This window comes from Caulobacter sp. Root1472 (assembly GCF_001426985.1).
Taxonomy (GTDB): domain Bacteria; phylum Pseudomonadota; class Alphaproteobacteria; order Caulobacterales; family Caulobacteraceae; genus Caulobacter; species Caulobacter rhizosphaerae.
Window position 1 is genome coordinate 200,387 of record NZ_LMFX01000034.1, and the last position, 24,249, is coordinate 224,635.

Sequence of the window (24,249 nt, forward strand, 5' to 3'; positions counted from 1 at the left end):
TTGCGCCATCAGATAAAGGAAGGGCGTTGCCCCCAGGCATTGCGCCCCTTCTGCAGGACGCCGAGGAAGCCCAAATGAACAAGAACTTGAGCCGTCGCGGCTTGCTGGGCGCCTCCGCGGCGCTAGGTGCGGCGCTGCCCGCCGTCGCAGCGACCAAGCCGGCCCCGAAGCCGCCGGCGGCGAAGAGGCCGCTCCTGGCGCCGACTCCGCCGATGGGCTGGAACAGTTGGAACAGCTTCGCCACGACGATCAACGAAGCCCAGACGCTCGAGCAGGCGACGATCATGGCTCGCGAACTGCGGCCCGCCGGCTACGACATCCTGACCGTCGATATCCAGTGGTACGAGCCTGGCGCCAGCAGCTATACCTACGCCGCCAAGCCGGTCCCGACGCTGGACGATCACGGCCGGCTGCTGCCCGCTCCGAACCGCTTCCCGTCCAGCGCCGACGGCAAGGGTTTCAAGCCGCTGGCCGACCAGGTTCGCGCTCTCGGCCTGCGATTCGGCGTTCATCTGATGCGCGGCGCCCCGCGCCTGGCGGTCGAGCGCGGCCTGAAGGTCCTGGGCACGAACATCAGCGTGGCCGACATCGTCGACAAGCACAGCACCTGTCCGTGGAACCCCGACATGTACGGGGTCGACATGAGCAAGCCGGGCGCCCAGGCCTATTACGATAGCGTCTTTGCATTGCTGGCGTCGTGGGGCGTGGACTTCGTCAAGGTCGACGACCTCAGCCGTCCCTATGACTCCCACATGGCCGAGATCGAGGCGATTCACCGCGCCATTGGCCGGACCGGCCGACCGATGATCCTGTCCATGTCGCCAGGCGAGACCCCGGTCGTGCGCGGCGCCCACGCCCGCCAGCACGCCCAGATGTGGCGGATCTCGGACGACTTCTGGGACGATTGGAGGATGTTGGACGCCCAGTTCACCCGGCTGGAAAACTGGTCGCCCTACATGGGTGACGGCGGCTGGCCCGACGCAGACATGCTGCCGTTGGGCCGCTTGGCCTTGGGCGAGCGCGACACCAAGTTCACCCCCGACGAACAGCGCACCCTGATGACGCTGTGGTCGATCGCCCGCTCGCCGCTGATCATGGGCGGGGACCTCCGCCACCTCGACGCGCCGACCAAGGCCCTGCTGACCAATCCCGAGGTCATCGCCGTCAATCAGGCTTCGCGCGACAACCGCCCGCATTTCGTCGAGGACGGCATGCGCGTCTGGACGGCCAAGGCGAACAATGGCGACGCCTATCTGGCGCTGTTCAACACGGGCGAGACGCCGCGCGAGGTCGGAGTCGATCTGAAGATCGTCGGCTTGCCGGCCTCGGCGACGGTGCGGGATCTCTGGACGGGCCGCGATCTTGGCAAGGCCGCGGGGCGCTTCTCGGTGCAGTTGCCTTCGCACGGCGCCGGCCTGTATCGCCTTGGCTGAAGGCGGTCCTGATGGGGAGCGAGCACGGCCGTGATGGCCAACTCGCTTCCCATTCGCAACTCCGCTAGGCTGCGATCATGCAAAGACGAGGACCGAAGGGGGAGGGGGCGGAAGGCGTCACGATCGTCGACATCGCCCGGGAGGCGGGCGTTTCGATCAAGACGGTCTCCCGAGTGATCAATCGCGAGGACGGGGTCGGGCCGGAGGCTCGCGCCCGGATCGAGGCGTTGATCGCTCGGCTCGGCTATCGGCCCAACGTGGCCGCTCGCCTGCTGTCCAGCCGGCGCAGCTACCTGATCGGCGTGATCTTCCTGAGGATGGGCGCCTACCATTATATCGGCGAGATCCAGGCGGGCGCGATGCGCGCCTGCCGCCGGGCCGGCTACCAGCTGGTGGTCGAGCAGGTCGGGGAGGGCGTCGACGGCGCCCGCGAGACGCTGATCCAGACCCTGCGCGCCGGCCGCTTCGATGGCCTGATCCTGACGCCGCCCGTCTGCGACGATCCGGAACTGCTCAACGTCGTCGAGAGTCACGGCCTGGCCTATGTCCGCATCGCGCCCGGCGGCGACTTTGGCCGTTCGCCCTATGTGTTCATGGACGACATGTTGGCGGCCCGCCAGATCACCGATCGGCTCCTGGACCTTGGCCACAGGCGGATCGCGTTCATCGACGGACCGCCGGAGCACACCGCCGCCACCCGCCGCCGCCACGGCTATCTGGCCGCCTTGGGCGCTCGCGGCGTTACGCCCTGCGCCGACTTGATCCAGTCCGGAGACTTCGAAAGCCTCTCCGGCTTTGAGGCGGCGGAGCGGTTGCTGGACCTTTCCGATCCGCCGACGGCGATCTTCGCGGCCAATGACGGCATGGCGGTGGGCGTCCTAGCCGCCGCCGCCAAGCGCGGGCTGTCGGTGCCCGGCTCGCTCTCTGTTGTGGGATTCGACGACAGCCCCGTCGCGGCGTCGGCGTGGCCGCGATTGACGACGGTTCACCAGCCCGTAGCGGAGATGGCGGAGGCGGCGGCCGACATGCTGATCGATGGTTTCGGAGACAAGCGATTCCGTGGCCGAACCCTGGTGCGGCAGCTGGACTACCGTGTCGTGGACCGCGCCTCGACCGCTTCCCCGCGTAAATCTACTTCTGGGTTGTAGTACTTCGTTGCCGTGTGCGGCTGAATCCTAGAAGTACAACTCCAAGATCCCCTTAATTCGGGAACTAAAATTCCAGACAGCGGTGTCTTTGAAAAATCGATAGACAACGTTGTCGTAGCGTGATGTCTAATTAAGACAACGTTGTCGTACGCATTCAGTGCATTGCGATCATGTCGATCAAAGCCCCGGGACAGGGGCGGAGGAAACAATCGGTCGTCGCTCGCGACGTCCGTCAGGAGGCCGGTTCACCGGCCGACGCATTCGCGTCGGCTCCGGACGGCCTCGCGCAGGAAAGGGGAACAACATGCGCATCATGCTTTTCGCTTCGACCGCGGTGGCGATCGTCGGGCTTCACGCGCCGACGGCGTACGCTCAGGATACAGCCCAGGTTCAGCTCGACGAGGTGGTGGTCACCGCCCAGCGTCGCAGCGAAAATCTTCAAAAGACGCCGCTGACCGTGTCCGCTGTGACCGGCGAGAAGCTGGAGTCCCAAGGGATCAAGTCGGTGGTCGACCTGGGCAGCCAGGTGCCGGCCCTGCAGATCACCTCCAGCGGCGGCGGCGCGGCCCAGATCTTCCTGCGCGGCATCGGCAGCACCAACACCACCGAGGTCGGCGACCCGGCGGTGGCGTACCACATCGACGGCATCTACATCGCGCGCTCCACGTCGGTGGGCTCGCTGTTCTACGACATCGACCGGGTGGAAGTGCTGCGCGGCCCGCAGGGCACGCTGTACGGTCGCAACGCCACGGCCGGCGCGATCAACGTCATCACCAAGAAGCCCAAGCTCGGCGACTACGAAGGCTATGGATCGGTGGACGTCGGCAACTACGGCGCCCTGACCACCAGCGGCGCGGTCAATATTCCGGTCGGCGAAACCCTGGCGGTGCGCGCCGCCTTCCAACAGAGCCGTCACGACGGTTATGTCACCGCTCTCAACAGCGGTCCGGGCACGGGCGGCAACGATCGCTACGACCAGGACGATAAGTCGGCGCGGGTGCAGGCGCTCTGGAAGCCCAGCGACGTGTTCTCGGTACGGCTGACCGCCGACTACCTGCACCAGGGCGGGGCCGGCGGGGGCGACCAGACCTACGGCACCGCGCGGGTGACCGGCGATCCGTGGACCTGCAACTGCTCGGTCAACCTCTATCGCAACAACCGGTTCTTCAGCACCGGCGGTGAGGCCAACTGGGACCTGGGCTTCGCGACCCTGACCTACCTGATGGGCTACAACTTCTCGCGCCTGGACCGCAACGGCGAGAACGCCAGCACCGGCGCGCCCAACTACTTCAAGGGCAAGGACCACACCTGGTCGCACGAATTGCGGCTGGGCGGCGAGACAGGCGACCTGAAGTGGGTGGTGGGCCTGTACCGCTTCACCGAAGACAACAATGTCGACTTCCGGGTGTTCCTGGCGACCAATTCCTACCTGTCCTTCATCCAGCCGGAAGTGACGGCGGAATCCTGGGCGGCGTTCGGCCAGGGGACCTATGCGGTGACGGACCGCCTGCGGCTCACGGCGGGCCTGCGCTACACTGAGGATCAGAAGGCTCGCAACGGCGGCACCTTCCTGACCAACGCGGCCGGCGCCATCACCTCGACCGTGGTGCTCAACGTCGCCGACGCCAAGTGGGACGCCACCAACTGGAAGCTCGGCGCCGACTTCGACCTCACGCCGGACTCGATGCTCTACGCCAATGTCGCCACCGGCTATAAGGCCGGGGGCTACTTCGACGGCGTCGGCCAGAACACCTACGAGCCGGAGAAGATCACCTCCTACGAGGCCGGGGTGAAGAACCGCTTCCTCGACAACCGCCTGCAGTTGAACGCCTCGGCCTTCCTCTACGACTACAAGGACTTCCAGGTCTCGGCGGTCGGGGTGATCGCCGGCCAGAACGCCACGGTCACGCTGAATGCTGACAAGGCGCGGGTCTATGGCCTGGAGCTGGAAAGCAACCTCGTGCTGACCGAGCACGACCGGATCGACGCCACGCTGGGCTGGATCCACGCCGAATACACCGACTTCGTGCTGCCGCTGGGCGACGCCTTCGCCAACAACAACACCAACGCTTCGGTGGTGGGCTGCTACACCGCCAACTTCGCCGCCGCCGCCCCGCGCTCGACCGATTTCTCCGGTTGCCGCATGGCGCGCACCCCGGCCTGGACGGTGAACTTCGGCTATCAGCACGTCTGGGATCTGTCGTTCGGCGGCACGCTCACCGGACGCGTCCAGACCCACTACGAAAGCGGCAAGAACCTCGAATATCACGGCTTCGCGCAGAACCATCAGGACAGCTTCACCAAGAGCGACGTCAGCCTGACCTACGCCAGCGCCGACGACCGCTGGACCCTGCAAGGCTATGTGCGGAACATCGAGAACGAGGACGTCCGCACCGCTTCATCGCCGAACGCCACCACCGGCCTGGCCACGAACGGCAACGCGGACTTCTACGCGCCGCCGCGCACCTACGGCGTGCGCCTGGGCGTGACCTTCTAGATCACCACCTGTCACCCCCGGCGGACCTGCCCGCCGGGGGCTTTCTTCTTCTTTGAGCGTCCGCATGCCCCAGCTTCGCCGCCTGCTCCTGACGATTGCCGCCGTCGCTCTGGGGCCCGCCGCCATCGCTGCTCCCGCTCAGCCCCTGCTGGGCTCCCGTAGCGGCGCAACGATCGTGGCCGACGGGCTGAAGTTCCGCGACCTCGACCGCGACGGGAAGCTTTCGCCCTACGAGGACTGGCGGCTGGATCCCGACCGGCGCGCCGCCGACCTGACCGCCCGCATGACGCTGGACGAAAAGGCCGGCGCGATGATGCACGGCACCGTACCGGCGAGGGGCCCGCTGGGCGTCGCCGGGATCGGCGCCGGCTACGACCTCGACAAGGCCGCGCCGCTGATCCAGTCGCGCCACGTCGAGACCTTCATCACCCGCCTGTCGGGCGCACCGGCGACGCTGGCCGAGCAGAACAACGCCCTCCAGGCCCTGGCCGAGGACACGCGCCTGGGCATACCGGTGACGATCAGCACCGATCCCCGCAACCATTTCCAGTTCACCGCCGGCGCCAGCGTGACCTCTGGGGGCTTCTCGCAATGGCCCGAGGCGACCGGCCTGGCGGCGATCGGCGATCCAGCCCTGACCCGGCGCTTCGGCGAAGTGGCCCGGAAGGAATATCGCGCGGTCGGCATCCACCAGGCGCTGTCGCCGATGGCCGACCTGGCCACCGAGCCGCGCTGGTCGCGGATCAACGGCACGTTCGGCGAGGACCCTGTACTGGTCGGGACCATGGTCAAGGCCTACGTCCAGGGCTTCCAGGGCAGCGACACGGGTCTGGCGGCCGACGGCGTCTCGGCCGTGGTCAAGCACTGGGTCGGCTACGGCGCCTCGGCCAAGGGCTTCGACGGCCACAACCACTATGGCCGCTACGCCGTGTTCCCGGCTGGCCAGTTCGACCAGCACGTCAAGCCGTTCGACGAGGCCTTCGCGGCGGGCGTCGTGGGCGTTATGCCGACCTACGCGATCCTCCAGGGCGTCACGCTCGACGGCAAGCCGCTCGACCCCGTCGGGGCGGGCTTCAGCCGGCAACTGCTGACCGACCTTCTGCGTGGCGAGCACGGCTTCAAGGGCCTGGTCATCTCGGACTGGGCGATCACCAACGACTGCGGCCAGACCTGCCGGAACGGCTTTCCGACCGGTCAGGCGCCCAATTTCGAAGGATTCTCCACCGCTTGGGGCGTCGAAGGGCTGAGCAAGGTCGACCGCTACGCCAAGGGCGTCAATGCCGGGCTCGACCAGTTCGGTGGGGTCGAGGACACCGCCGAACTGGTCGCCGCCGTCCGGGCCGGCAAGATCACGCCTGCGCGGATCGACCAGTCGGTGCGTCGCATCCTGACGGTCAAGTTCGAGCAGGGCCTGTTCGAGAGCCCCTATGTCGATCCGAAGGCCGCCGAGGCGGTCGTCGGGGCGCCGGCCTTCGTCGCCGAAGGCCGCGCCGCCCAGAGCCGGGCGCTGACGCTGCTGGAGAACCGCAACGGGCTGCTGCCTCTGAAGGGCGCCGGGCGTAAGGTCTGGCTGATGGGCGTCTCGGCCGAGGTCGCCAGGGCCCACGGCCTGACGCCGGTGACCGACCTGGCCCAGGCCGACCTGGCGATCATCCGCACGGTGACGCCGTTCCAGACCCTGCACCCGAACTACACCTTCGGCAGTCGCCAGCATGAGGGCGACCTGTCGTTCAAGGACGGCGCCGCCGACTACGAGGCGATCAAGGCCGCCTCGGCCAAGGTTCCGACCATCGTCAGCGTCTATCTCGACCGCCCAGCCATCCTGACCAACGTCAGGGACAAGGCCACGGCCCTGGTCGGCGATTTCGGAGCCAGCGACGACGCCCTGCTCGACGCGCTGACCGGCGTGGTCGCGCCGCGAGGTCGCCTGCCGTTCGAACTGCCCTCGTCGATGGCCGCCGTCGAGGCCCAGGCCGAGGACGCCCCTCACGACTCCGCCAAACCGCTCTATCCGATACACTATGGCCTGACCTACTAAGGAACGCGCCCCATGCACCGCCATGCCCTGATCGCCTTCGCAGCCGCCAATCTCGTGTCGACCTCGGCCTTCGCCGCGGATCCCGTGGTCAAGACGACCCACGGTCCCATCGCCGGCCGGCAGGCCGACGGCGTTGACGCCTTCAAGGGCGTGCCGTTCGCCGCGCCGCCCGTGGGCGAGCTGCGCTGGCGCGCCCCCCAGCCGCCCGCCGCCTGGACGGCCGTGCGTTCGGCCGCGGCCTACGGCCCGGACTGCATGCAGAACCCGTTCCCCGGCGACGCCGCGCCCCTGGGCGTCAAGCCGGCGGAGGATTGCCTCTACGCCAATGTCTGGACGCCCGCCGGGGCTGAAAAGGCCAAGGCCAAGCGGCCGGTGATGGTCTGGATCTACGGCGGCGGCTTCGTCAACGGCGGCTCCTCGCCGGCGGTCTATTCCGGCGATCGCTTCGCGCGCGACGGCGTGGTGCTGGTCAGCTTCAACTATCGGGTCGGGCGCTTCGGCTTCTTCGCCCACCCGGCCCTGACCGCCGCGAACGCCGACGGCGGGCTGCTGGGCAACTATGCGCTGCTCGACCAGATCGCGGCGTTGAAATGGGTGCGCGACAACATCGCCGCGTTCGGCGGCGACCCGGGCAACGTTACGGTCTTCGGGGAATCGGCCGGCGGCGTGTCGGTGCACGACTTGCTGACCTCGCCGCTGGCCAAGGGGCTGTTCCACAAGGCGATCATCCAGTCGGGCGGCGGCCGGCCGAGGCTGCTGCCGACCCTGCCGCTGCGGGCCGCCAATGGCGAGCGCTCGGCCGAGAGCGCGGGCCTGGCCTTCGCCGCCAAGGCCGGCGTCAGCGGGGAGGGGCCCGAAGCGCTGGCGGCCCTTCGCGCCCTGCCGGCCGACGCCGTGGTCGACGGCCTGAACATGGCCACCGCGGGCACCCCCACCTGGGGCGGCGGGCCGATGATCGACGGCAAGATCCTGGCGCGCGAGCCGCTGGCCGCGTACGCCGCCGGCGCCTGGAGCAAGATGCCGGTGATGGTCGGCGCCACCGGCGCCGACGGCTTCTTCTTCGGCGGGACCCGCGACCAGGTGTTCGCGCCGTTCGGCGACCAGCGCGCCGCCGCCGAGGCCGTCTACGACCCGACCGGCAAGGAGGACATCAAGGTCTACGGCTGGAAGGCGGCCGGCGACCGGATGTTCATCGAGCCGTCGCGAAAGATCGCCCGCACCCTGTCAGCCCAGGGCGCGCCGGTCTGGCAGTACCGATTCTCCTATGTGGCCGAAAGCCAGCGCAAGGACTGGTGGGGCGCGCCGCACGCCACCGAGATCCCGTTCGTGTTCGACACCGTCGACGCCCGCTATGGCGCGGCCCTGACCCCGGCCGACGCCGCGGCGGCCAAGGCCGCCCACGCCTACTGGATCGCCTTCGCCGCCAAGGGCGAACCGGAGGTCGCGGGGCAGCCGGAATGGCCGAAGTACGACGCCCCGAGCGATACGATCATCGACTTCGCCAATGACAGGGTGAAGGTTGGCCCCGATCCGCTCAAGGCGCGGCTGGACCTGGTGGAGGCCTCTATTCCCGGAGGCTAGGTCCGTGAGCGTGTTCCCGGCGCCACCGGCCGCCACGGAGCGCTCTTGACCGGAGGGACTATCGCGTCGGCGGCTTGGGACGCACCTCGAGGATCGAGCCGTCCGGCGCATAGCTCAGCGGTTCGATGGCGATCGAACGGCGATGGCTTCCGCCGCCGGGCAACAAGGCGTCGTGGTAGAAGAACCAGGTCTTGCCCTTGTCCTGCAGGATCGCCTGGTGGTTAGTCGAGATCTTCAGGTAGTCGAGGATCACGCCCCGATAGGCGTAGGGGCCCTTCGGGCTCTTCGACGTGGCGTAGACGATCTGGCCCGGCCAGCCGGTCGAGAAGCTGAAGTAGTAGACGCCCTGGCGTTTGTGCAGGAAGGGCGCCTCGCCATACTTCTTCTTTGGATCGTCCGACGGGAAGCCGGTGACGGCGATGTCCTGGATCGGTCCGGCCAGGCTCTTCATGTCCGCGCCCAGCTTGACGATCTTGGGCACACGGGTGCCGAACACCATGTAGGCCTGGCCGTCGTCGTCGATCAGGACCTGCGGGTCGATCGGCTCGGCCCCGGCGTTGGCGTCCCGCGCCTTGTCGACCAGCGGGGCGCCGATGGCGTCGTGGAACGGCCCCTCGGGGCGGTCGGCCACGGCCACGCCGATCTTGTCGCCGCCGACCGGGGCATAGAAGTAGTATTTGCCGTTGCGATAGGCCGCCTCGGGCGCCCAGGCCTTGGCGTCAGGCTTGGCCCACTTGAACACCGATACGCCCAGGAACGCGCCGCCGTCCTTCCAGGTCTTCAGGTCCTTGGAGGTGTAAAGCCGCCAGGTGGTCGAGTCCCAATAGGTCCCCGAATTGGACGCGTCGTCGGTGGCGTAGAGATAGTAGCCGCCCTTGAACGCGTGCGGCGAAGGATCGGCGTTGAAACGTGGGCTGATCGGCTCGCCGGCCAGAGCCGGTCCCGCCAGCAGGGCGGCGAGGAGGAGGGCGAAACGGTGCATGGGGACTCCTTGAACTCGGCGACTGCGGTGATGGACCATAGCAGGCGATGCGGCGGATGGACCGCTATTGCGGCGGCGTCGCCTCGGCGGTGCGGGCCTTGTCGGGCGAGGTTCCATCGCCGGCGAACGGCTCCAGGCGGAAGCTGACCCGGGTGGGCGCCAGCCTGGTGCGGTATTTCATGTGCGGCAGGCCGAAGCTGTTCCAGGTGGTGTCGCCGCCGATCCCCCATTGGGCCGAATCGACCAGCAGGGTCCCGTCCCCGTGGGGAACGATGTCGGTCGATTTCCAGGTCCCCGGCGCGCGGCGGTAGAGGTCCTGGTAGGGGAAGGCCAGGGCCGTCATCATCAGGGGCTTGTCGGCGGCCACCCGCACGCCACGCCCTTGGCCGCTCAGTTCCATCCAGCGGATGTCGATCTTGTTGCCGGTGTCCTGGGGCCGCATATAGTCGTGGTTCTGCTCGGCGATCGCCCCGCGCCACAGGCCAATCGGGGCCGAGGTGTAGCGGTCGACATAAGTCTCGTGCGGACCGCGGCCGTACCACTCGACGGTCTTCAGGCTGGCGGAAACCGAATACCAGAGCCCGACCCGCACGGGCGGCGGCAGGTCGTCCTTCAAGGGCGTGAGCTCGCCTGCCACCGCCACGCTTCCATCTCCGGCCATGGTGTAGGTCGTGACGAACCGCGCCGCGCCGGCCCCGAGCGCATGCTCCACGACGATCTGGCCGCCACCATCAACAGGACGGACAGTGACGGACCGCACTTGGCGCTGCTCGGTCATCGCTTGCCAGGGGCGTTGCTGGGCCGTGAGGCCGGTCCCCGTGTCGTTGTCGGTCTCGGCGCGGAAGAAGTTGGGCTGGCCGCCCTTGGCCAGGACGAGGCCGTCCTTGGCGTAGGCCTCGACCAGGCCGGTGGTCTTATCGATGGTCAGGGTCGCGCCGGCCGCCGAGGCGGTGATCGCCGCGCCGGTCTCGGCCAGCGAGACCGCGCCCGAGCGGGCCACGGCCGGAGCCGGCGTCGCCGAGACGGCGAACTGCTCCCAGCCTACGACGTGGCCGGCTGGGGTCAGGGGCACGGCGCCGGCCTTGGCCTTGGCGCGCACGGTGACGAAGTACTCCGCGCCGGGCTTCGCTGGCAGGGCCGGTAGCGGCAGGGCGAACGTCTGGCTGGCGCGGGCGGCGGTCGCCAAGGCCGGCAGCTGGCCCGAGGCGATCGCCACGCCGTTCTCTTCCAGCGTCCAGTCGAAGTCGAAGCCCGACAGGTCGCGGAAGTCGTGGCGGTTGGTCACGGTGATGCGGCCGGTGGCCGGTTCAAAAGCCGAGAACTGGATCGGCGAGAGCACCTTGCCGACTTCGTAGAACTGGGGATTGGGCGTGCGGTCGGGTTGGATCACGCCGTCGCCGAACTCGACTTCGCCGCCGGGGTTGGGTCCGTATTCGCCGCCGTCGCCCCAGTAGCGCCGGCCGTCCTTGGCGTAGCGGTACATCGACTGGTCCACCCAGTCCCAGATGAAGCCGCCCTGCAGCTTGTCGTACTTGTAGATGGTGTCCCAGTAGTCTTTCAGGTTGCCGCCGGAATTGCCCTGCATGTGGGCGTACTCGCATTGGATCATGGGCTGGGTGCGGCTGGGGTCGGTGGCCCAGTCGACCATCTTGGTCACGTCGTCGTACATCGGCGCATAGATGTCGACATAGGTGTTGGGCACGTGCTCCCAGGGCCGCGCGCCCCAGCCCAGGTAGGAGATCAGGCGGCTAGGATCGCGCTTACGGGCCGCGACGGCGGCCTTCTCGAAGTTGGGGCCGATGCCGGCCTCGTTGCCCAGCGACCAGAAGATCACTGACGGATGGTTCTTGTCGCGCTCGACCATGTTCATGACGCGGCTGACATGGGCCTGTTCCCAGGCCGGGTCGAAGCCGATCTGGCGCTTGTCACGCTGTGACGGATCGGCGTTGCCCCAGCCCATGTAGGCGTGGCTCTCGATGTCGGCCTCGTCCATGACATAGAGGCCGTATTCGTCGGCCAGGGCGTACCAGAGCTCGGCGTTGGGATAGTGCGAGGTGCGCACGGCGTTGATGTTGTTGCGCTTCATCAGCTCGATGTCGCGGCGCATGCTGGCCTCGGAGATCACGTGGAAGGTCTCCGGATCGTGCTCGTGGCGATTGACGCCGCGGATGACGATCGGCTTGCCGTTGACCGCCACCCGGCCGTTCTTGATCTCCACGGTGCGGAAGCCGATGCGCTGCGGGGTGGCCTGGATCACCTGGCCCTTTGTGTCCAGCACCTCGACCAGCAGGGTGTAGAGGTTGGGCGTCTCGGCCGTCCACGGGCGCACGCCGGGAACCGTGGCCGCCAGGGTCTGGGCCCTGGCCGCGCCGGCCGCGACCTTGGCTTCCTTGGTCAGGACGGTCTTGTCGCCGTCCAGCAGGCTCATGCGCACGATGACCGGCTTGTCGCGCGCGGCCAGGGCCACGTCGGTCGACAGCACCCCGTCGCGATAGGCCTTGTCCAGGCCGGCATGGACGAACAGGTCGCTGGCCGCGACCTTGGGAACGGCCTTCAGATAGACCGAACGCTCGATGCCCGAGACCCGCCAGAAGTCCTGGTCCTCCAAGTAGGAGCCATCCGACCAGCGGTGGACCTGGATGGCGACGATGTTGGCCTGGCCCGGCTTCAGCAGCTTGGTGACGTCGAACTCGCTGGGCAGCTTGGAGTCTTCCGAATAGCCGGCCTCCACGCCGTTGACCCACACCTGGTAGGCCGAGCCGGGCTTCAGCAGCTTGGTGACGTCGAACTCGCTGGGCAGCTTGGAGTCTTCCGAATAGCCGGCCTCCACGCCGTTGACCCACACCTGGTAGGCCGAGCCGGCCGCGCCGATGTGCAGGATCACGGCCTGRCCGCTCCAGCCGGCCGGGATCTCRAAGCTGCGCCGATACGASCCSACCGGATTGGTGGCGTGGGGGATCAGCGGCCGGTTGGCCGGGAACGGATAGGTGATGTTGTTGTAGCGCGGCTGGTCATAGCCYTCGGTCTGCCAYAGGGCCGGGACCTTGATGGTCTTCCAGCTGGAGACGTCATAGTCSGGCTTCTCGAARCCTTCGGGAACCGCGTCCGACGACGGCGAAAAGCTGAACGACCACGGCCCGTCCAGCGACTGGTAGCGCGCCGASCGGGTCATGTCGCCGGCCAGGGCCGCCTCGCGGCTCTCGAACGCAAAGTGCGTGGCGCTGGCCGCCAGCTTGCCCCGCGCGAACACCGCCGGGTTCTCCCAGTCCGGACGCGACGCATCCACCTGCACCGGCTGNCGGCTCTCGAACGCAAAGTGCGTGGCGCTGGCCGCCAGCTTGCCCCGCGCGAACACCGCCGGGTTCTCCCAGTCCGGACGCGACGCATCCACCTGCACCGGCTGAACGCGGGGGCCGTCGTCGGCGTGCGCCGCCGTCAGCAGTCCGAACGAGGCGAAACCCGCCAATAGAACCCGTCGCATGCGAACCTCTTCTCATGGGGCGCCCCGCCCCGGCTGTCAGTCAAAACTCAGGTGAAACTTCAGGCGAAACTCTGGATCAAACCGCCACCGGCGCGCCGGCCTGGCCATGGGCGCGGATGAAGTCGGCCTGGGCGGGCATCCGCCGGACGGCCTGGGCCGTCGCTTCGGCGATCCGCGCCAGCCGCGCTTCGACCTGGTCGAGCGGCAGGCCCTCGGCCAGCGGCTCGACGCCCTCGACCTCAGGCCCCTGCCCGTCCAGCACCGCCAGCCAGCTGGTCTTGGTGAAGAGCTCATCACTCTCGCGGAACACCCGGCCGGTCGCGCGATAGATGCGCAGCCGCTCGAGCAGGGTGTCGGGAACGGACATCCCGGCCAGCTGCTCCCAGTAGGGCGTGTCGCGTCGTTCGGTGGCGTGGAAGTGCAGGATCAGGAAGTCGCGCACGCCGTTAAACTCGGTCGCCATCAGCCGGTTGTAGCGGCGGGCGTCGGCGGGTTCGAAGGCGCGGGTCGGCAGCATTTCCAGCAGCCGGGCGATGCCGACCTGGATCAGGTGGATGCTGGTGGATTCCAGCGGCTCCAGAAAGCCGCTGGCCAGGCCCAGGGCCACGACGTTCTTGACCCAGCCGGCCGGACGGCGGCCGGCCTGGAAGCGCAGAACCCGGGGCTCGGCCAGGGGCTCGCCGTCGAGATGGGCCAGCAGGGTGGCGGTCGCCTCGTCCTCGGAGACATGGCGGCTGGAAAAGACATAGCCGTTGCCGGTGCGGTGCTGCAGCGGAATGCGCCACTGCCAGCCGGCCTCGCGGGCGGTCGAGCGGGTGTAAGGGGCCGGGGGGCCAGCGTTGGCGGACGGAACGGCCACGGCCCGGTCGTTGGGCAGCCAGCGCGCCCAGTCCTCGAACGGGCTCTCCAGCGCCTGGCCGATCAGCAGGGCGCGGAATCCCGTGCAATCCAGGAACAGGTCGGCGGCGATCCGCTCGCCGTCCTCCATCGTCACCGACTCGACGAAGCCGTCGCCGCTCCGCAGGTTGACGGCGGCCACCTTGCCTTCGCGGCGAACGACCCCGGCCGCCTCGGCGTGGGCGCGCAGCAGCTTGGCGTAGAGGGTCGCGTCGAAATGGAAGGCGTAGGCCAGTTGCGACAGGGGGCCGGCGCCCGGCTGGGGACGGGCGAAGCGCCCGGCCGCCGCGGCCTGGGCGCAGATCGAATAGGTCTCCAGCGGCTGCCCCAGGCCAGCCTGGCGCAGCCTTCGCCAGGCGCCTTCGAACGGTGTGGGGCCGAAGTCGGGGCCATAGACCCCGAACGGGTGGAAATAGCGGTGGCCGCGCTGGCGCCAGTCGACGAACTCGATGCCCAGCTTGAACGTGCCCTTGGTCTCGCGGACGAAGACGTCCTCGTCGAGACCGATCATGGCGTTGAAGGCGCGGATGGGCGGGATGGTCGCCTCGCCGACCCCGACGATGCCGATCTCCTCGGATTCGACCAGGGTGATCGCCGGGCCTCGAGGGCCGAGCACGCGCGCCAGGGCCGCGGCGGCCATCCAGCCGGCGGCGCCGCCCCCGATGATGGCGATGCGCCTTAGCGGTCCGTTCTCGCGCGAAGTTTCGGTCAGCATCGGATCGATCGAACCATGTCTTGCGTGCGGACCGAAGGTGTTTGTCGAAAAAAGCGCCGACGTGGCGCGTCGAGGCGCCACGTCGGCTAGCTGGGGAGGTTAGTAGGTGATGCGCAGGGCGACGCCGAAGCGGCGGTCGTTGAGCTGGTACTGCAGCGGCGCGGCGGGCGTGCCGATGTAGAGCACATTCATGCGGTTGTTCAGGTTCACCGCATCCACCGAGAACGCCACGTGGTCGTTGATGTCGACGCTGAGCGACGCATCCAGCGAGGCGTAGGGCTTGGCGTATTGCGGGATGCCGTTGGCCCCGCTGCCGGTGGTCTGGTCCAGATAGGCCGAACGCCAGTTGTAGGCGACCCGGGCGCTGACCGGCCCCTTCTCGTAGAGCCCGATCAGGTTGTAGCTGTTCTTGGACAGCTTCTCGAGCGGCAGCTGGGCCGGCGCCGCCGAACCCGCCGTGGCGAAGGGGTTGCTGACGCTGCTGTCGACATAGGTGTAGTTGGCCTGGACGCCCAGGCCGCTGAGCAGGCCCGGCAGGAAGTCGAAGAATTGCTGGTAGCCGAGCTCGACGCCCTTGACGGTGCCCTTGCCCGAATTGACCACCGTGCTGACGTCGTAGGTCACCCCGTTATAGGAGCCCAGAACCGTGCCGCCGGCCAGGAAGCCGTCGACCTTCTTGTAGAAGACGCCGGCGGTCAGCGAGCCGGTGTCGTTGAAGTACCACTCCGCCGTCAGGTCATAGTTGTCGGACTCGATCGGACGCAGCATCGGGTTGCCCGAGCTGGCGCTGGGGTGGCCGGTGACCGGATTGACCTGGTTGGGGTTGTTGAGGGTCAGGTTGGTCGAAAGCTGGTCGAAGTTGGGACGCGCCAGGCCCTTGGAATAGGCCAGGCGGGCCTGGAGCGTGTCGGTCAGCTTGGCGCGCAGGTTGAAGCTGGGCAGAACGCGCGTGTAGCTGTTGTCGACATCGATCGCGGTGGTGGTGCCATCGTTGTTGAACTGGGTGCCCGTCGAGGTCGCCTCGGTCTTGATCACTCGCACGCCGAGACCGCCGTCGATCTGCACGCCGGCCACCTCGCCGGCGTAGTCGGCGATCGCCCAGCCGGTATAGGTCTTCTCGGTCTGGCTGTTGAGGTCGCCAGGCGTGAAGGCGTCCTTGGTCTGGGCGCCGAACAGGGCGTAGAGCGCCTTGGTCTGGGCCCAGACGCCGTCACCCTGCGGGAAGGCCGGATAGAGCAGGCCGCCCTTGACCGTGTTGCCGTCGAACCAGCGCATCGACGGACCCGGCATCGACAGTTGCGGGTGGGCCGAAAGCGGCACCAGCGGCGTGCCGGCCGGCGCCGAACAGTTGGCGTCGGGGCCCAGGGCGGTGATGCAGACCCCGTGCCAGGTTCCCCGCAGGTCGATGCTGTTGTCGGAATAGCGGGCGCCGCCGCGCAGCTTGTCGAAGAAGCCGCCTTCCAGGTCGTACTCGACGTCGGTCGCGAACGACAGGGTGTCGGCGTCGTTGCGCTGCAGGGAGTCGGCCATGTACGGCGTGGTGTAGTTGGCCGGGTTGTTCAGGACCGAGGCGTCACGCACCTCCCACCGCGGATACTTGCCGGTCAGGTCGAAGTCGACGATCGACTTGTGGGGCGCGGTCAGCCCGGTCTGGCCCGACTGGGAGTACAGCGACAGCACGTGGCCGTTGCGGTCGGCGTTGTAGTAGGACTTCAGGTACTGGACGTCGAAATTGGCCTTCAGGCGGTCGGTCGGGGTCCAGGCCGCGTTCAGCGTGAAGTTCTGGCTCTGGCTCCACAGCTGCTGGTCGTAGCGCCCGGTCTCGAAGGTCTGGTTCTGCAGCGAGCCCTTGGTGGCGTAGCCTTCGTCATTGAACGTGAAGGCCGCGCCCGGCAGCGGATCGGTGCCGTAGCTGGTGACGTTCCCGTTCGCGTCCCGGACGTTGGAGCGATTGTTGAAGTCGTAATAGTAGGCGCCGGTCCGGTTGAACCAGTACTTGGTCCGCTGGTACTGGGCGGTCAGCAGCAGGTCGTCGCTGGGCCGCCACTGCACCGCCGCGGCGATGCCCAGGCGCTTGCGGTCGCCGGTGTCGTCATAGATCTCGAAGCCGTAGGGCACCTGGGCGTTCGCCGGGCCATTGGCGATCGAACCGGGCGCCACCGTGTCGAAGGGCCCGGCCAGCAGGCCGTCCTGGCGATAGCGGCTCTTGCTCAGCACCGCGTTGAGCAGCACGCCGACCTCGCCGATCGAGGTGTCGAAGCGGTCGCTGTAGAGGCCCGAGATCGAGCCGCCGTTCTTGCGCACCCGATCGTAGTAGTTGCCGCGGAACGTGGCGCTGAGGACGCGATCGGGCGAGTCGAACGGCTTGCGGGTGCGCAGGTTCACCGCGCCGCCGACGCCGCCTTCGATGATGTTGGCGGGGGCGTTTTTGTAGACGTCGGCGCCGGCCAGCAGTTCGGGCGGCACGCCTTCCAGATCGAAGGCCCGGCCGCCGGACGCCGAATAGACCGCGCGCCCGTCGAGGAAGTTCTGCACCTGGGTCAGACCGCGGATGGCGATCGCCGGCTGGGTGCGGTGGTCGAAGTCGGTGGCGCCCTCGCCATAGCGGCGCTGGATCTGGACGCCGGTCACCCGTTGCAGGGCCTCGGTGGTGTTGGCGTCGGGCAGCTTGCCGATGTCCTGGGCCTGGATCGAATCGACGACCTGGTCGGCGTTGCGCTTGATCGCCTGGGCCGAACGCAGGCTCGCGCGGACCCCGGTGACGACGATTTCGGAAACGGCGGCCGTGTCGGACGGCGCCTGGGCCGTGGCCCCGCCGGCCGCCTGGGCCGTGGCCGAGCCGGCGGCCGCGCACACCCCGAGGGCCGCCACGGACGCGCTCACCATCAACCGGAACTGAATACCCCTCATCTCGTTTTTCCTCCTGCTCTCACCTTGTCACGCTCTCGTACGGCGCGACTTCATGTCAGACATATGCTGCTACCATTTGTACTACAAGTACGATTTTAAGCGGTCAGGCCACTAAATGACGCCCGCCTCGGCGTGAGCGTCCGCGGGAGGCCCGTGAGAGAAATGAACCGCGCTCCGGACCGGGCTGGCGAACACGGGAGTCGAAGCTCAGCCGTGGCCGAACGGCCGATGCCTCGCCGCCGCAGTCTCCGAGCGCGATGGATGGGGTTTGCGAAATACTCAAGCTTAACAATGAAAACCGGGGTCCTCGACGAAGGCCTCATCCCGGAAGTCGCGACGAAACCGCTCGTGAGGCGAAGCTCCGTTGACGCTCGCCGTCCCGGCCGCGCTGTGCTTGGGACCGCCCTGGAGGTGTCCAGACCAGTTCCGGCTCAGCGGGCGGGAGAACCGCCTGATCCTCACGCTGCAGCCTCTCGACGCCGGTTTGCTTGATGTAATGTATCAATTATTCTACAAAACTAGACGTAGTATGGTCGGACTTTTGGGGGCCTCATGATGTTGTCGCGACGTGGAGCCCTGGGCCTGCTGGCGGGACTGGCGGCGGCCCCTCGAGCCCTCGCCGCGCCACCGGCTCCGGCGGTGAGCGTCACCCTGCGTCCGGCTCTGGAGCGCGCCGGCCCGGCCTTCGAAGGCTGGGGCACGGCCCTGGCCTGGTTCGCCAATGTCACCGGAGGCTGGCCCGAAGCGGAACGCCGGCGGCTGGCCGACCTGTTCTATGGTCCGGGCGGCCTGGGCTGGACGATCGGGCGCTACAATATCGGCGGCGGCGCCAGGCCCGGCGATCCGCCGCACCTGCGGACCGGCGCGGCGGTTCCGGGCTTCTGGCGCCAGCCGGCCGGGGCCGCCGGCCAGGACTGGTGGCGTCCCGAGGACGAGTCGATGTGGGACTGGTCGGCCGACGCCAACCAGCGCTGGTGGCTCGACGCGATCAAGGCCAGGGTCGACCAGCCGATCCTGGAGGCCTTCTCCAACTCGCCGCCCTGGTTCATGACCGTCAGCGGCAAGGTGTCGGGAGCCGTGAAAGGCACGGACGACAATCTGCGCCCCGGCCTGGAGCCGCTGTTCGCCGCCTATCTGGCCCGCGTCGTCGACGAGCTGCAGCGGCGTCACGGGATCGCCTTCCGGACCCTGTCGCCGGTCAACGAGCCCAACACCGACTACTGGTTCGCCGCCAACACCCAGGAGGGCGCCCACTGGTCCCCCGCTCGCCAGGCCGCCATGATCGTGGCGTCGGCCGATGCCATGCGGGCCCGGGGGCTGAAGACGGTGATCAGCGCGCCCGACGAAACCAACTCGCACCTGTTCCTGGCCGACTGGGAGGCCTATCCGGACGCGGCGCGCGCGGCGATCGGCCAGCTGAACGTGCACAGCTACGGCGTCGTCAACCAGACCGGCGTGCGCGACGTGGCCCGCGCCTCGGGGATTCGGCTGTGGATGTCGGAGAACGACACGCCGCTGGACAAGGACCCCGAGAGCCTGGACGGCATGAACTCGCCGCTGGCCTTCGCCGAACACGTGGTCATGGACCTCAAGCGGCTGGAGCCGGCGGCCTGGGTGTTCTGGCAGGCGGTCGAGGACCTGAGCACGCGCGAGGGCAAGCCCGGTTCGAACTGGGGCCTGGTCAAGGCCGACCTGCGCGGCCCTCCCGAGGGTCCGCACGCGATCCATGTCACGGCCAAATACCACGCCATGGCGCACTTCAGCCGCTACATCCGGCCCGGCTATCGGCTGACGCCCGTCGACGACCTGGACACGGTCGGCGCCCTGTCTCCCGACGGGGCCGAGCTGGTCCTGGTGCATGTCAACGGCGGGATCATGCCGCGCGACCTGGTCACGCCCCTGACGGGCTGGTCGAGCCGGATGGCGGTCACCGACGCCACGCGCCGACTGCAGCCGATCGCCGGAACCGTCGCCCCGCCCCGCTCGATCGTCACCCTGGTCCTTCGACGCGGCTAGTCATGCCGTAGCGCCTTGCCGGGCTCGGCCGACGCGGCCGACCAGGCCAGGCCGCCCACCGCCGCCAGGCCGATGACGATGGCCGCCGCGGCGCCGGCGAGGAAGATCGACGGGCCGACGGCGACCGGGTCGTCGAACTGGGAAAGCCAGCGCCGCAGCATCCAGTAGGCCAGCGGCCAGGCGATCAGGCAGGCGACGGCCACCGGACGCAGGAACTGGCCGACCAGCAATCGGGCCACCTGGGCGCGGGTCGCCCCCAGCACCTTGCGCACGCCGATCTCCCGCGTTCGGCGCGAGGCGTTGAACGCCGCCAGGCCGTAGAGCCCGATGCAGCCGATCCCCGCCCCGACCATCGCGCCGAGGCTGAACAGGTTGGTGCGGTCGCGCTGGGGCTTGTAGTAGCGGTCCAGGTTGACCAGCGCGGTCTTGCCCTCGAACGGGACGTCCGGCGCCGCCTGGCGCCAGGCGGCTTCCAGGCGCGCGCGGACCTCGGCCTCGCTCAGGCCCGAATAGCGCACCAGCGTGATGGGCCAGCCCGCCGGCCAATAGGCCGGGTAGCCGTTGAACGTATAGAGCTTGGCCGGCGTCTTTTCGGTGGGACTGTAGAAGCGCGTGTCCTCCACGACGCCGACGATGCGGGTTTTCCGCCCGTTGTAGTCAAGCAGCTTGTCCAGGGCGGCCTCGGGCGAGGCGTAGCCCAGCTGGCGCACCGCCCCGCGACTGATCACGGCGTTGGTCACCGTCTCGGGACCCGCATTGGCCACGTACTGCTCGTCGCCGCCATGGGCGAGGTCGAGCAGCCGCCCGGCGACCAGACGAATCCCCAGCGTCTGGAAATAGTCCGGACCGGTCGCGGACCAAAGGAGCGTCGGCGCGAGCGCGGGACCCACGGGCCGGTCCAGCCGTATGGCGCTCGTATTGACGTTTATGGCCTCGTCGGCCGGGGCCGTCGTGCTGGCCGTTACGCCGCTCACGCCGGGAATCCGCTGGGCGGCGCTCCAGAAGGCCTGGCGCTGTTGCGGAGTCACCCCGACGCCGCGCGTAGCGGTGACGAGATAGAGCCCGTCGCGCCGGAACCCGAAATCCAGGCTCTGCATATGATGGACCTGGCCCAGGAAGCCGAGCATCAGCACGAACGCGGCGACCACGGCGGCGAACTGGACCATGATCAGCCCCTCCCTCAGCCGCGCCCCGAACCGGCCGCCCGACGGCGTGCGGCTCGACGCTAGGACCTGGGCCGGCTGGTAGGCCGAGAGCATGAAGGCCGGATAGATCGCGGCCGCCAAGCCGACCGCCAACACCAGGGCGAAGGCTCCGGCCACCCACGCGCCGTCCGCGCGATAGTCCAGACCCAGCGACAGCCCTCCGGCGGCGTTGACCAGCGGCAGGGCCAGCTCGACCATCGCCAGGCCGATCAGGAAGGCCAGGGCGAGGGTCAGCGCTGCCTCGCCCAGGAACTGCAGCCGCAGGACGGCGGCTCCGGCGCCCAGGGCCTTGCGCACGGCCACTTCGCGGGCCCGCAGTCCCGCGCGAGCGGTCGCCAGGTTCACGTAGTTGATCAGGGCCAGGCCCAGGGCGACCCAGCCGACCAATCTCAAAGTCTCGATCGCGGCGCGCTGCTTGGGGTCGACCAGGTGAACATCGCCCAGCGGCACGAAGCTCAGCCTCAGCAGGTCGTGCGGCGTGACGGCGTCGCCGAACGACTTGCCCACCCGGCGATCGACGAAGGCCGGCAGTTGCGCCTCCAGGGCGGAGACCGCTGCGGGATCGTCGAACTTGAAATAGGTTTGCAGAATAACCCCGCCCCAGCCGTGCCAGGGGACCTCCGGCGCGACGTCCCGCGGCGTCAGCAGACGAACGAAGTCCAGCTTCAGATTGCTGTTCTTGGGCAGGTCCTTGAGCACGGCGGTGACGGTGTAGGCGTTGCGCCCGACGAGATCGCTGATCTCAAGACGACGGCCGACCACGTCGACGGCGCCGAAATACTTGCGGGCCATGGTCTCCGACAGCACCAGGCTGGCTGGGTCCCGCAAGGCCGAGGCGCGGTCGCCGGCGACCAGGGGGACCTGGAAGAAGGCCAGGAAGTCGGCGTCGACCAGCTCGATCTGTTCGCTTGAGACCGTGGCGCCCCTGTGGACCACCGCCGCCTGGTTCCAGTCCCGCACGCCGCGCACCTGCGGATAGTCGAGCTTCATCTCCTCCAGCAATCCGCCCATCGACCCGACCCGCGCGCCCGGTGCTATGCCCGGGACGTTGAAGGCGATGCCGGCGGCGTAGATCTTGTCCCGCTCCGGCGTCCAGCGGTCGTAGCCGGTCTCGAAACGGTGCAGCAGGCTGAGCGTGACGAAGGTCGCCACGCCCAGGCTCAGGCCCAGCAGGTTGAGGGCGGCGTAGAGCGGGCGCCGAGTAAAGGAACGCCAGAAGGCGGTCAGGATGGACTGCAGCACGGCGCGCCTCACAGAGCCTGGGCGACGGAGGCCACCAGCCGTCCGTCCAGCATGTCGATGCGCCGGCTGGCCTGGTCGGCATGGCTGGGCGAGTGGGTGACCATGACGATGGTGGCGCCGGCCGCGTTCAGGCCCTTGAGGATGTCCATGACCTGGGCGCCGTTCTCGGTGTCGAGGTTGCCGGTGGGCTCGTCGGCCAGGATCAGGTCGGGGTCGCCGACGATCGCGCGGGCGATCGCCGCCCGCTGTTGCTGTCCGCCCGACAGCTGGTGGGGAAAGTGCCGAGCCCGGTGGCCGATGCCGACCCGGTCCATCGCCGCCTCCACCAGCGTCCGGCGCGAGCCCGACCGGCCCTTGCGATAGATCAGGCCCAGCTCGATGTTCTCGGCGATGGTCAGGTCGTCGACCAGGTTGAAGCTCTGGAAGATGAAGCCCAGATGCCGGGCCCGGTGCTGGGCCAGGGCGCCCTCGCCGCGCTTGGCCAGGTCCTCGCCCTCGAACAGGTACTGGCCGGACGTCGGGCGATCGACCGCGCCCAGGATGTTCAGCAAGGTCGACTTGCCGCATCCCGACGGTCCCATCACGGCCGCGAACTCCCCGCGCCGGATCGACAGCGAGATCCCGTGGAGCGCCGTGGTCTCGATCTCGTCCGAGCGATAGAGGCGGGAGATGGACTGCAGTTCGATCATGGTCGTCCCTTCGATCGGATCCGGAGAATTTTCGCCTTGGCCACGTCCTGCGCGCCGGCGGTGACGATGCGCTCGCCCGGCTTGAGGCCGCTCAGCACCTCGGCCTGCTCGGGATTGCGGCGTCCCACCACGATCGCCCGCCGCTCGGCCTGTTTGCCGTCGGCCGTCAGGACAAAGGCCCACGCTCCGCCGGTGTCGTTCAGCCAGGCGCCCGACGGCGCGATCACCGCGGCCTGGGGCCGTCCCAGCGACAGGCGCAGGTCGATCGTCTCGCCGCGCCGCAGACCGCCGGGCGCGGCGCCGTCGAACGCCAGTTCCAGAGTCGCCCGTCCTTCGGCGATCTGCGGGAACACCTTTGTGACCCGCGCCGAGACCGCATGGTCGCGGACCGTCGCCTGGGCGCTCTGCCCGACCGACAGCCGGGGCAGGTAAAATTCGTCCAGCTTGGCGCGCAGCTTGTACGCCCCCTCGGCGTCCACCTGGCCCAGCGGGTCGCCCATCCGCACGGCCTGGCCCGGCTTGAGATCGAACGCGGTGAGCCGGCCGGCCGTCGGCGCGCGAACCACCAGGGCCGAACGGCCGGCGCGGGTCTCTTCGAGGCTGCGGCGAAGGTCCTGGGCGCTGCGGGCGGCCTGGGCGCGCTGCTCGGCATAGAAGGCCGCGTCCGAACGCTGCGCCGCCCGCAGCGTGGCCAGCCGATCCTTCTGATAGTCGACTTCCTCGAGATAGGGCTGCACGGCCGAGGGGCTCAGCATCGCCTTGGCCAGCAGGATCTGCCGCCGGTCCAGGTCCTGCCGCGCCCGGCTCAGGGCGTGGGCGGTGTCGGCCAGGGCCTGCTCGCGGCTCTCCTCGGCGCCCTTGAGGCTCATCAGCCGGCCGGTGTTCTCGCTGAGCCGGGCGGCGATGTCGGCCTCGCGCGCCGTCACCTCCAGGCTCAGCTGCGGATTGGACAGGCGGGCCAGCTCCTGGCCGGCCGCGACCAGGTCGCCGTCGGCGGCCAGGACAGCCTCCACCCGACCGGAGGTTTCGGCGGCGATGAACGTGGTCTCCGCCGGCGCGACCTCGGCGCGCAACGGCGCATAGTCCAGATAGGGCGCACGGACCACCTGGCCGAACGACAGGGCCGCGGCGTCCACGTCCACCGTGCCCGCCTTGGGCGACAGGCCCCAGGCCAGCAGACCGGCGCCGGCCAGGACCGCGAGGCCCGCCGCCCACAGCCGGGCGGGCGTGAGCCGCCAGCGCCGTTCGACGTGACGGTCCATGCCGCCGGGGGCAATCGAGGAAGTCGAGGCGAACCTGCTCATGCTCTCAGGCTAATACGAACCGCGCAATTTCAATAAGTTACTGGTTTTATTTGACTTATTGTCAGTTTGGCGTGAGTTTTGGCCTCAATGACATCGCCAATGTGTCCGATT

13 protein-coding genes are annotated in these 24,249 nt (G+C 68.6%); 6 read left to right on the top strand and 7 right to left on the bottom strand.

Annotated elements, in window-relative coordinates; translation table 11 throughout:
- Positions 1-74 precede the first annotated feature (74 nt).
- From ASD47_RS19955 to ASD47_RS19975, 5 genes are all read left to right on the top strand, one after another.
- On the top strand, positions 75-1,433 hold the full coding sequence (locus tag ASD47_RS19955; protein WP_082564706.1) for a glycoside hydrolase family 27 protein: 1,359 nt from the start codon (positions 75-77) through the stop codon (positions 1,431-1,433).
- Between the two features lie 77 nt (positions 1,434-1,510).
- The gene (locus tag ASD47_RS19960; RefSeq protein WP_056760233.1) at positions 1,511-2,581 is read left to right on the top strand and encodes a LacI family DNA-binding transcriptional regulator; all 1,071 of its coding nucleotides are present in this window, start codon (positions 1,511-1,513) and stop codon (positions 2,579-2,581) included.
- A 304-nt stretch (positions 2,582-2,885) separates the two neighbouring features.
- Positions 2,886-5,078: a TonB-dependent receptor gene (locus ASD47_RS19965; RefSeq protein ID WP_056760235.1), complete on the top strand. Its 2,193-nt coding sequence runs from the start codon at positions 2,886-2,888 to the stop codon at positions 5,076-5,078.
- Between the two features lie 64 nt (positions 5,079-5,142).
- Positions 5,143-7,116 carry a glycoside hydrolase family 3 protein gene (locus ASD47_RS19970; protein WP_056760237.1) on the top strand — a complete coding sequence of 658 codons (1,974 nt, stop codon included), beginning with the start codon at positions 5,143-5,145 and terminating at the stop codon, positions 7,114-7,116.
- A 12-nt stretch (positions 7,117-7,128) separates the two neighbouring features.
- Positions 7,129-8,697: a carboxylesterase/lipase family protein gene (locus ASD47_RS19975; RefSeq protein WP_056760240.1), complete on the top strand. Its 1,569-nt coding sequence runs from the start codon at positions 7,129-7,131 to the stop codon at positions 8,695-8,697.
- Positions 8,698-8,755: 58 nt separating this feature from the next.
- On the opposite strand, the gene ASD47_RS19980 is transcribed toward ASD47_RS19975, so the two are convergent.
- The 4 genes from ASD47_RS19980 to ASD47_RS19995 form a co-directional block, all read right to left on the bottom strand.
- Positions 8,756-9,679, bottom strand: a complete 924-nt coding sequence (locus tag ASD47_RS19980) for a family 43 glycosylhydrolase (protein ID WP_056760242.1) — start codon at positions 9,677-9,679, stop codon at positions 8,756-8,758.
- Between the two features lie 64 nt (positions 9,680-9,743).
- Positions 9,744-12,977, bottom strand: a 3,234-nt coding sequence (locus ASD47_RS19985) for a glycoside hydrolase family 2 TIM barrel-domain containing protein (protein WP_156402343.1), incomplete at its 5' end; no start/stop codon positions are given.
- A 259-nt stretch (positions 12,978-13,236) separates the two neighbouring features.
- Entirely contained in the window at positions 13,237-14,772 is a 1,536-nt protein-coding gene (locus tag ASD47_RS19990) for a tryptophan halogenase family protein (protein WP_056760246.1), read from the bottom strand.
- A gap of 99 nt (positions 14,773-14,871) precedes the next feature.
- A complete protein-coding gene (locus tag ASD47_RS19995; RefSeq protein WP_056760248.1) occupies positions 14,872-17,682 on the bottom strand; it encodes a TonB-dependent receptor in 2,811 nt (936 codons plus the stop codon).
- Positions 17,683-18,237: 555 nt separating this feature from the next.
- On the opposite strand from ASD47_RS19995, the gene ASD47_RS20000 reads away from it, so the two are divergent.
- A complete protein-coding gene (locus tag ASD47_RS20000) occupies positions 18,238-19,698 on the top strand; it encodes a glycoside hydrolase (protein ID WP_235525962.1) in 1,461 nt (486 codons plus the stop codon).
- Here ASD47_RS20000 and ASD47_RS20005 read toward each other — a convergent pair.
- Genes ASD47_RS20005 through ASD47_RS20015 form a run of 3 tightly spaced genes read right to left on the bottom strand, consistent with a single transcriptional unit; the run spans position 19,695 to position 24,138 of the window.
- On the bottom strand, positions 19,695-22,145 hold the full coding sequence (locus tag ASD47_RS20005; protein WP_056760250.1) for an ABC transporter permease: 2,451 nt from the start codon (positions 22,143-22,145) through the stop codon (positions 19,695-19,697). The two genes, ASD47_RS20000 and ASD47_RS20005, sit on opposite strands and share 4 nt — an antisense overlap.
- Positions 22,146-22,153: 8 nt before the next feature.
- The gene (locus ASD47_RS20010) at positions 22,154-22,834 is read right to left on the bottom strand and encodes an ABC transporter ATP-binding protein (RefSeq protein WP_056760252.1); all 681 of its coding nucleotides are present in this window, start codon (positions 22,832-22,834) and stop codon (positions 22,154-22,156) included.
- Positions 22,831-24,138 carry an efflux RND transporter periplasmic adaptor subunit gene (locus ASD47_RS20015; RefSeq protein ID WP_235525963.1) on the bottom strand — a complete coding sequence of 436 codons (1,308 nt, stop codon included), beginning with the start codon at positions 24,136-24,138 and terminating at the stop codon, positions 22,831-22,833. The genes ASD47_RS20010 and ASD47_RS20015 overlap by 4 nt, the downstream gene beginning before the upstream one ends.
- Between the last annotated feature and the right edge of the window lie 111 nt (positions 24,139-24,249).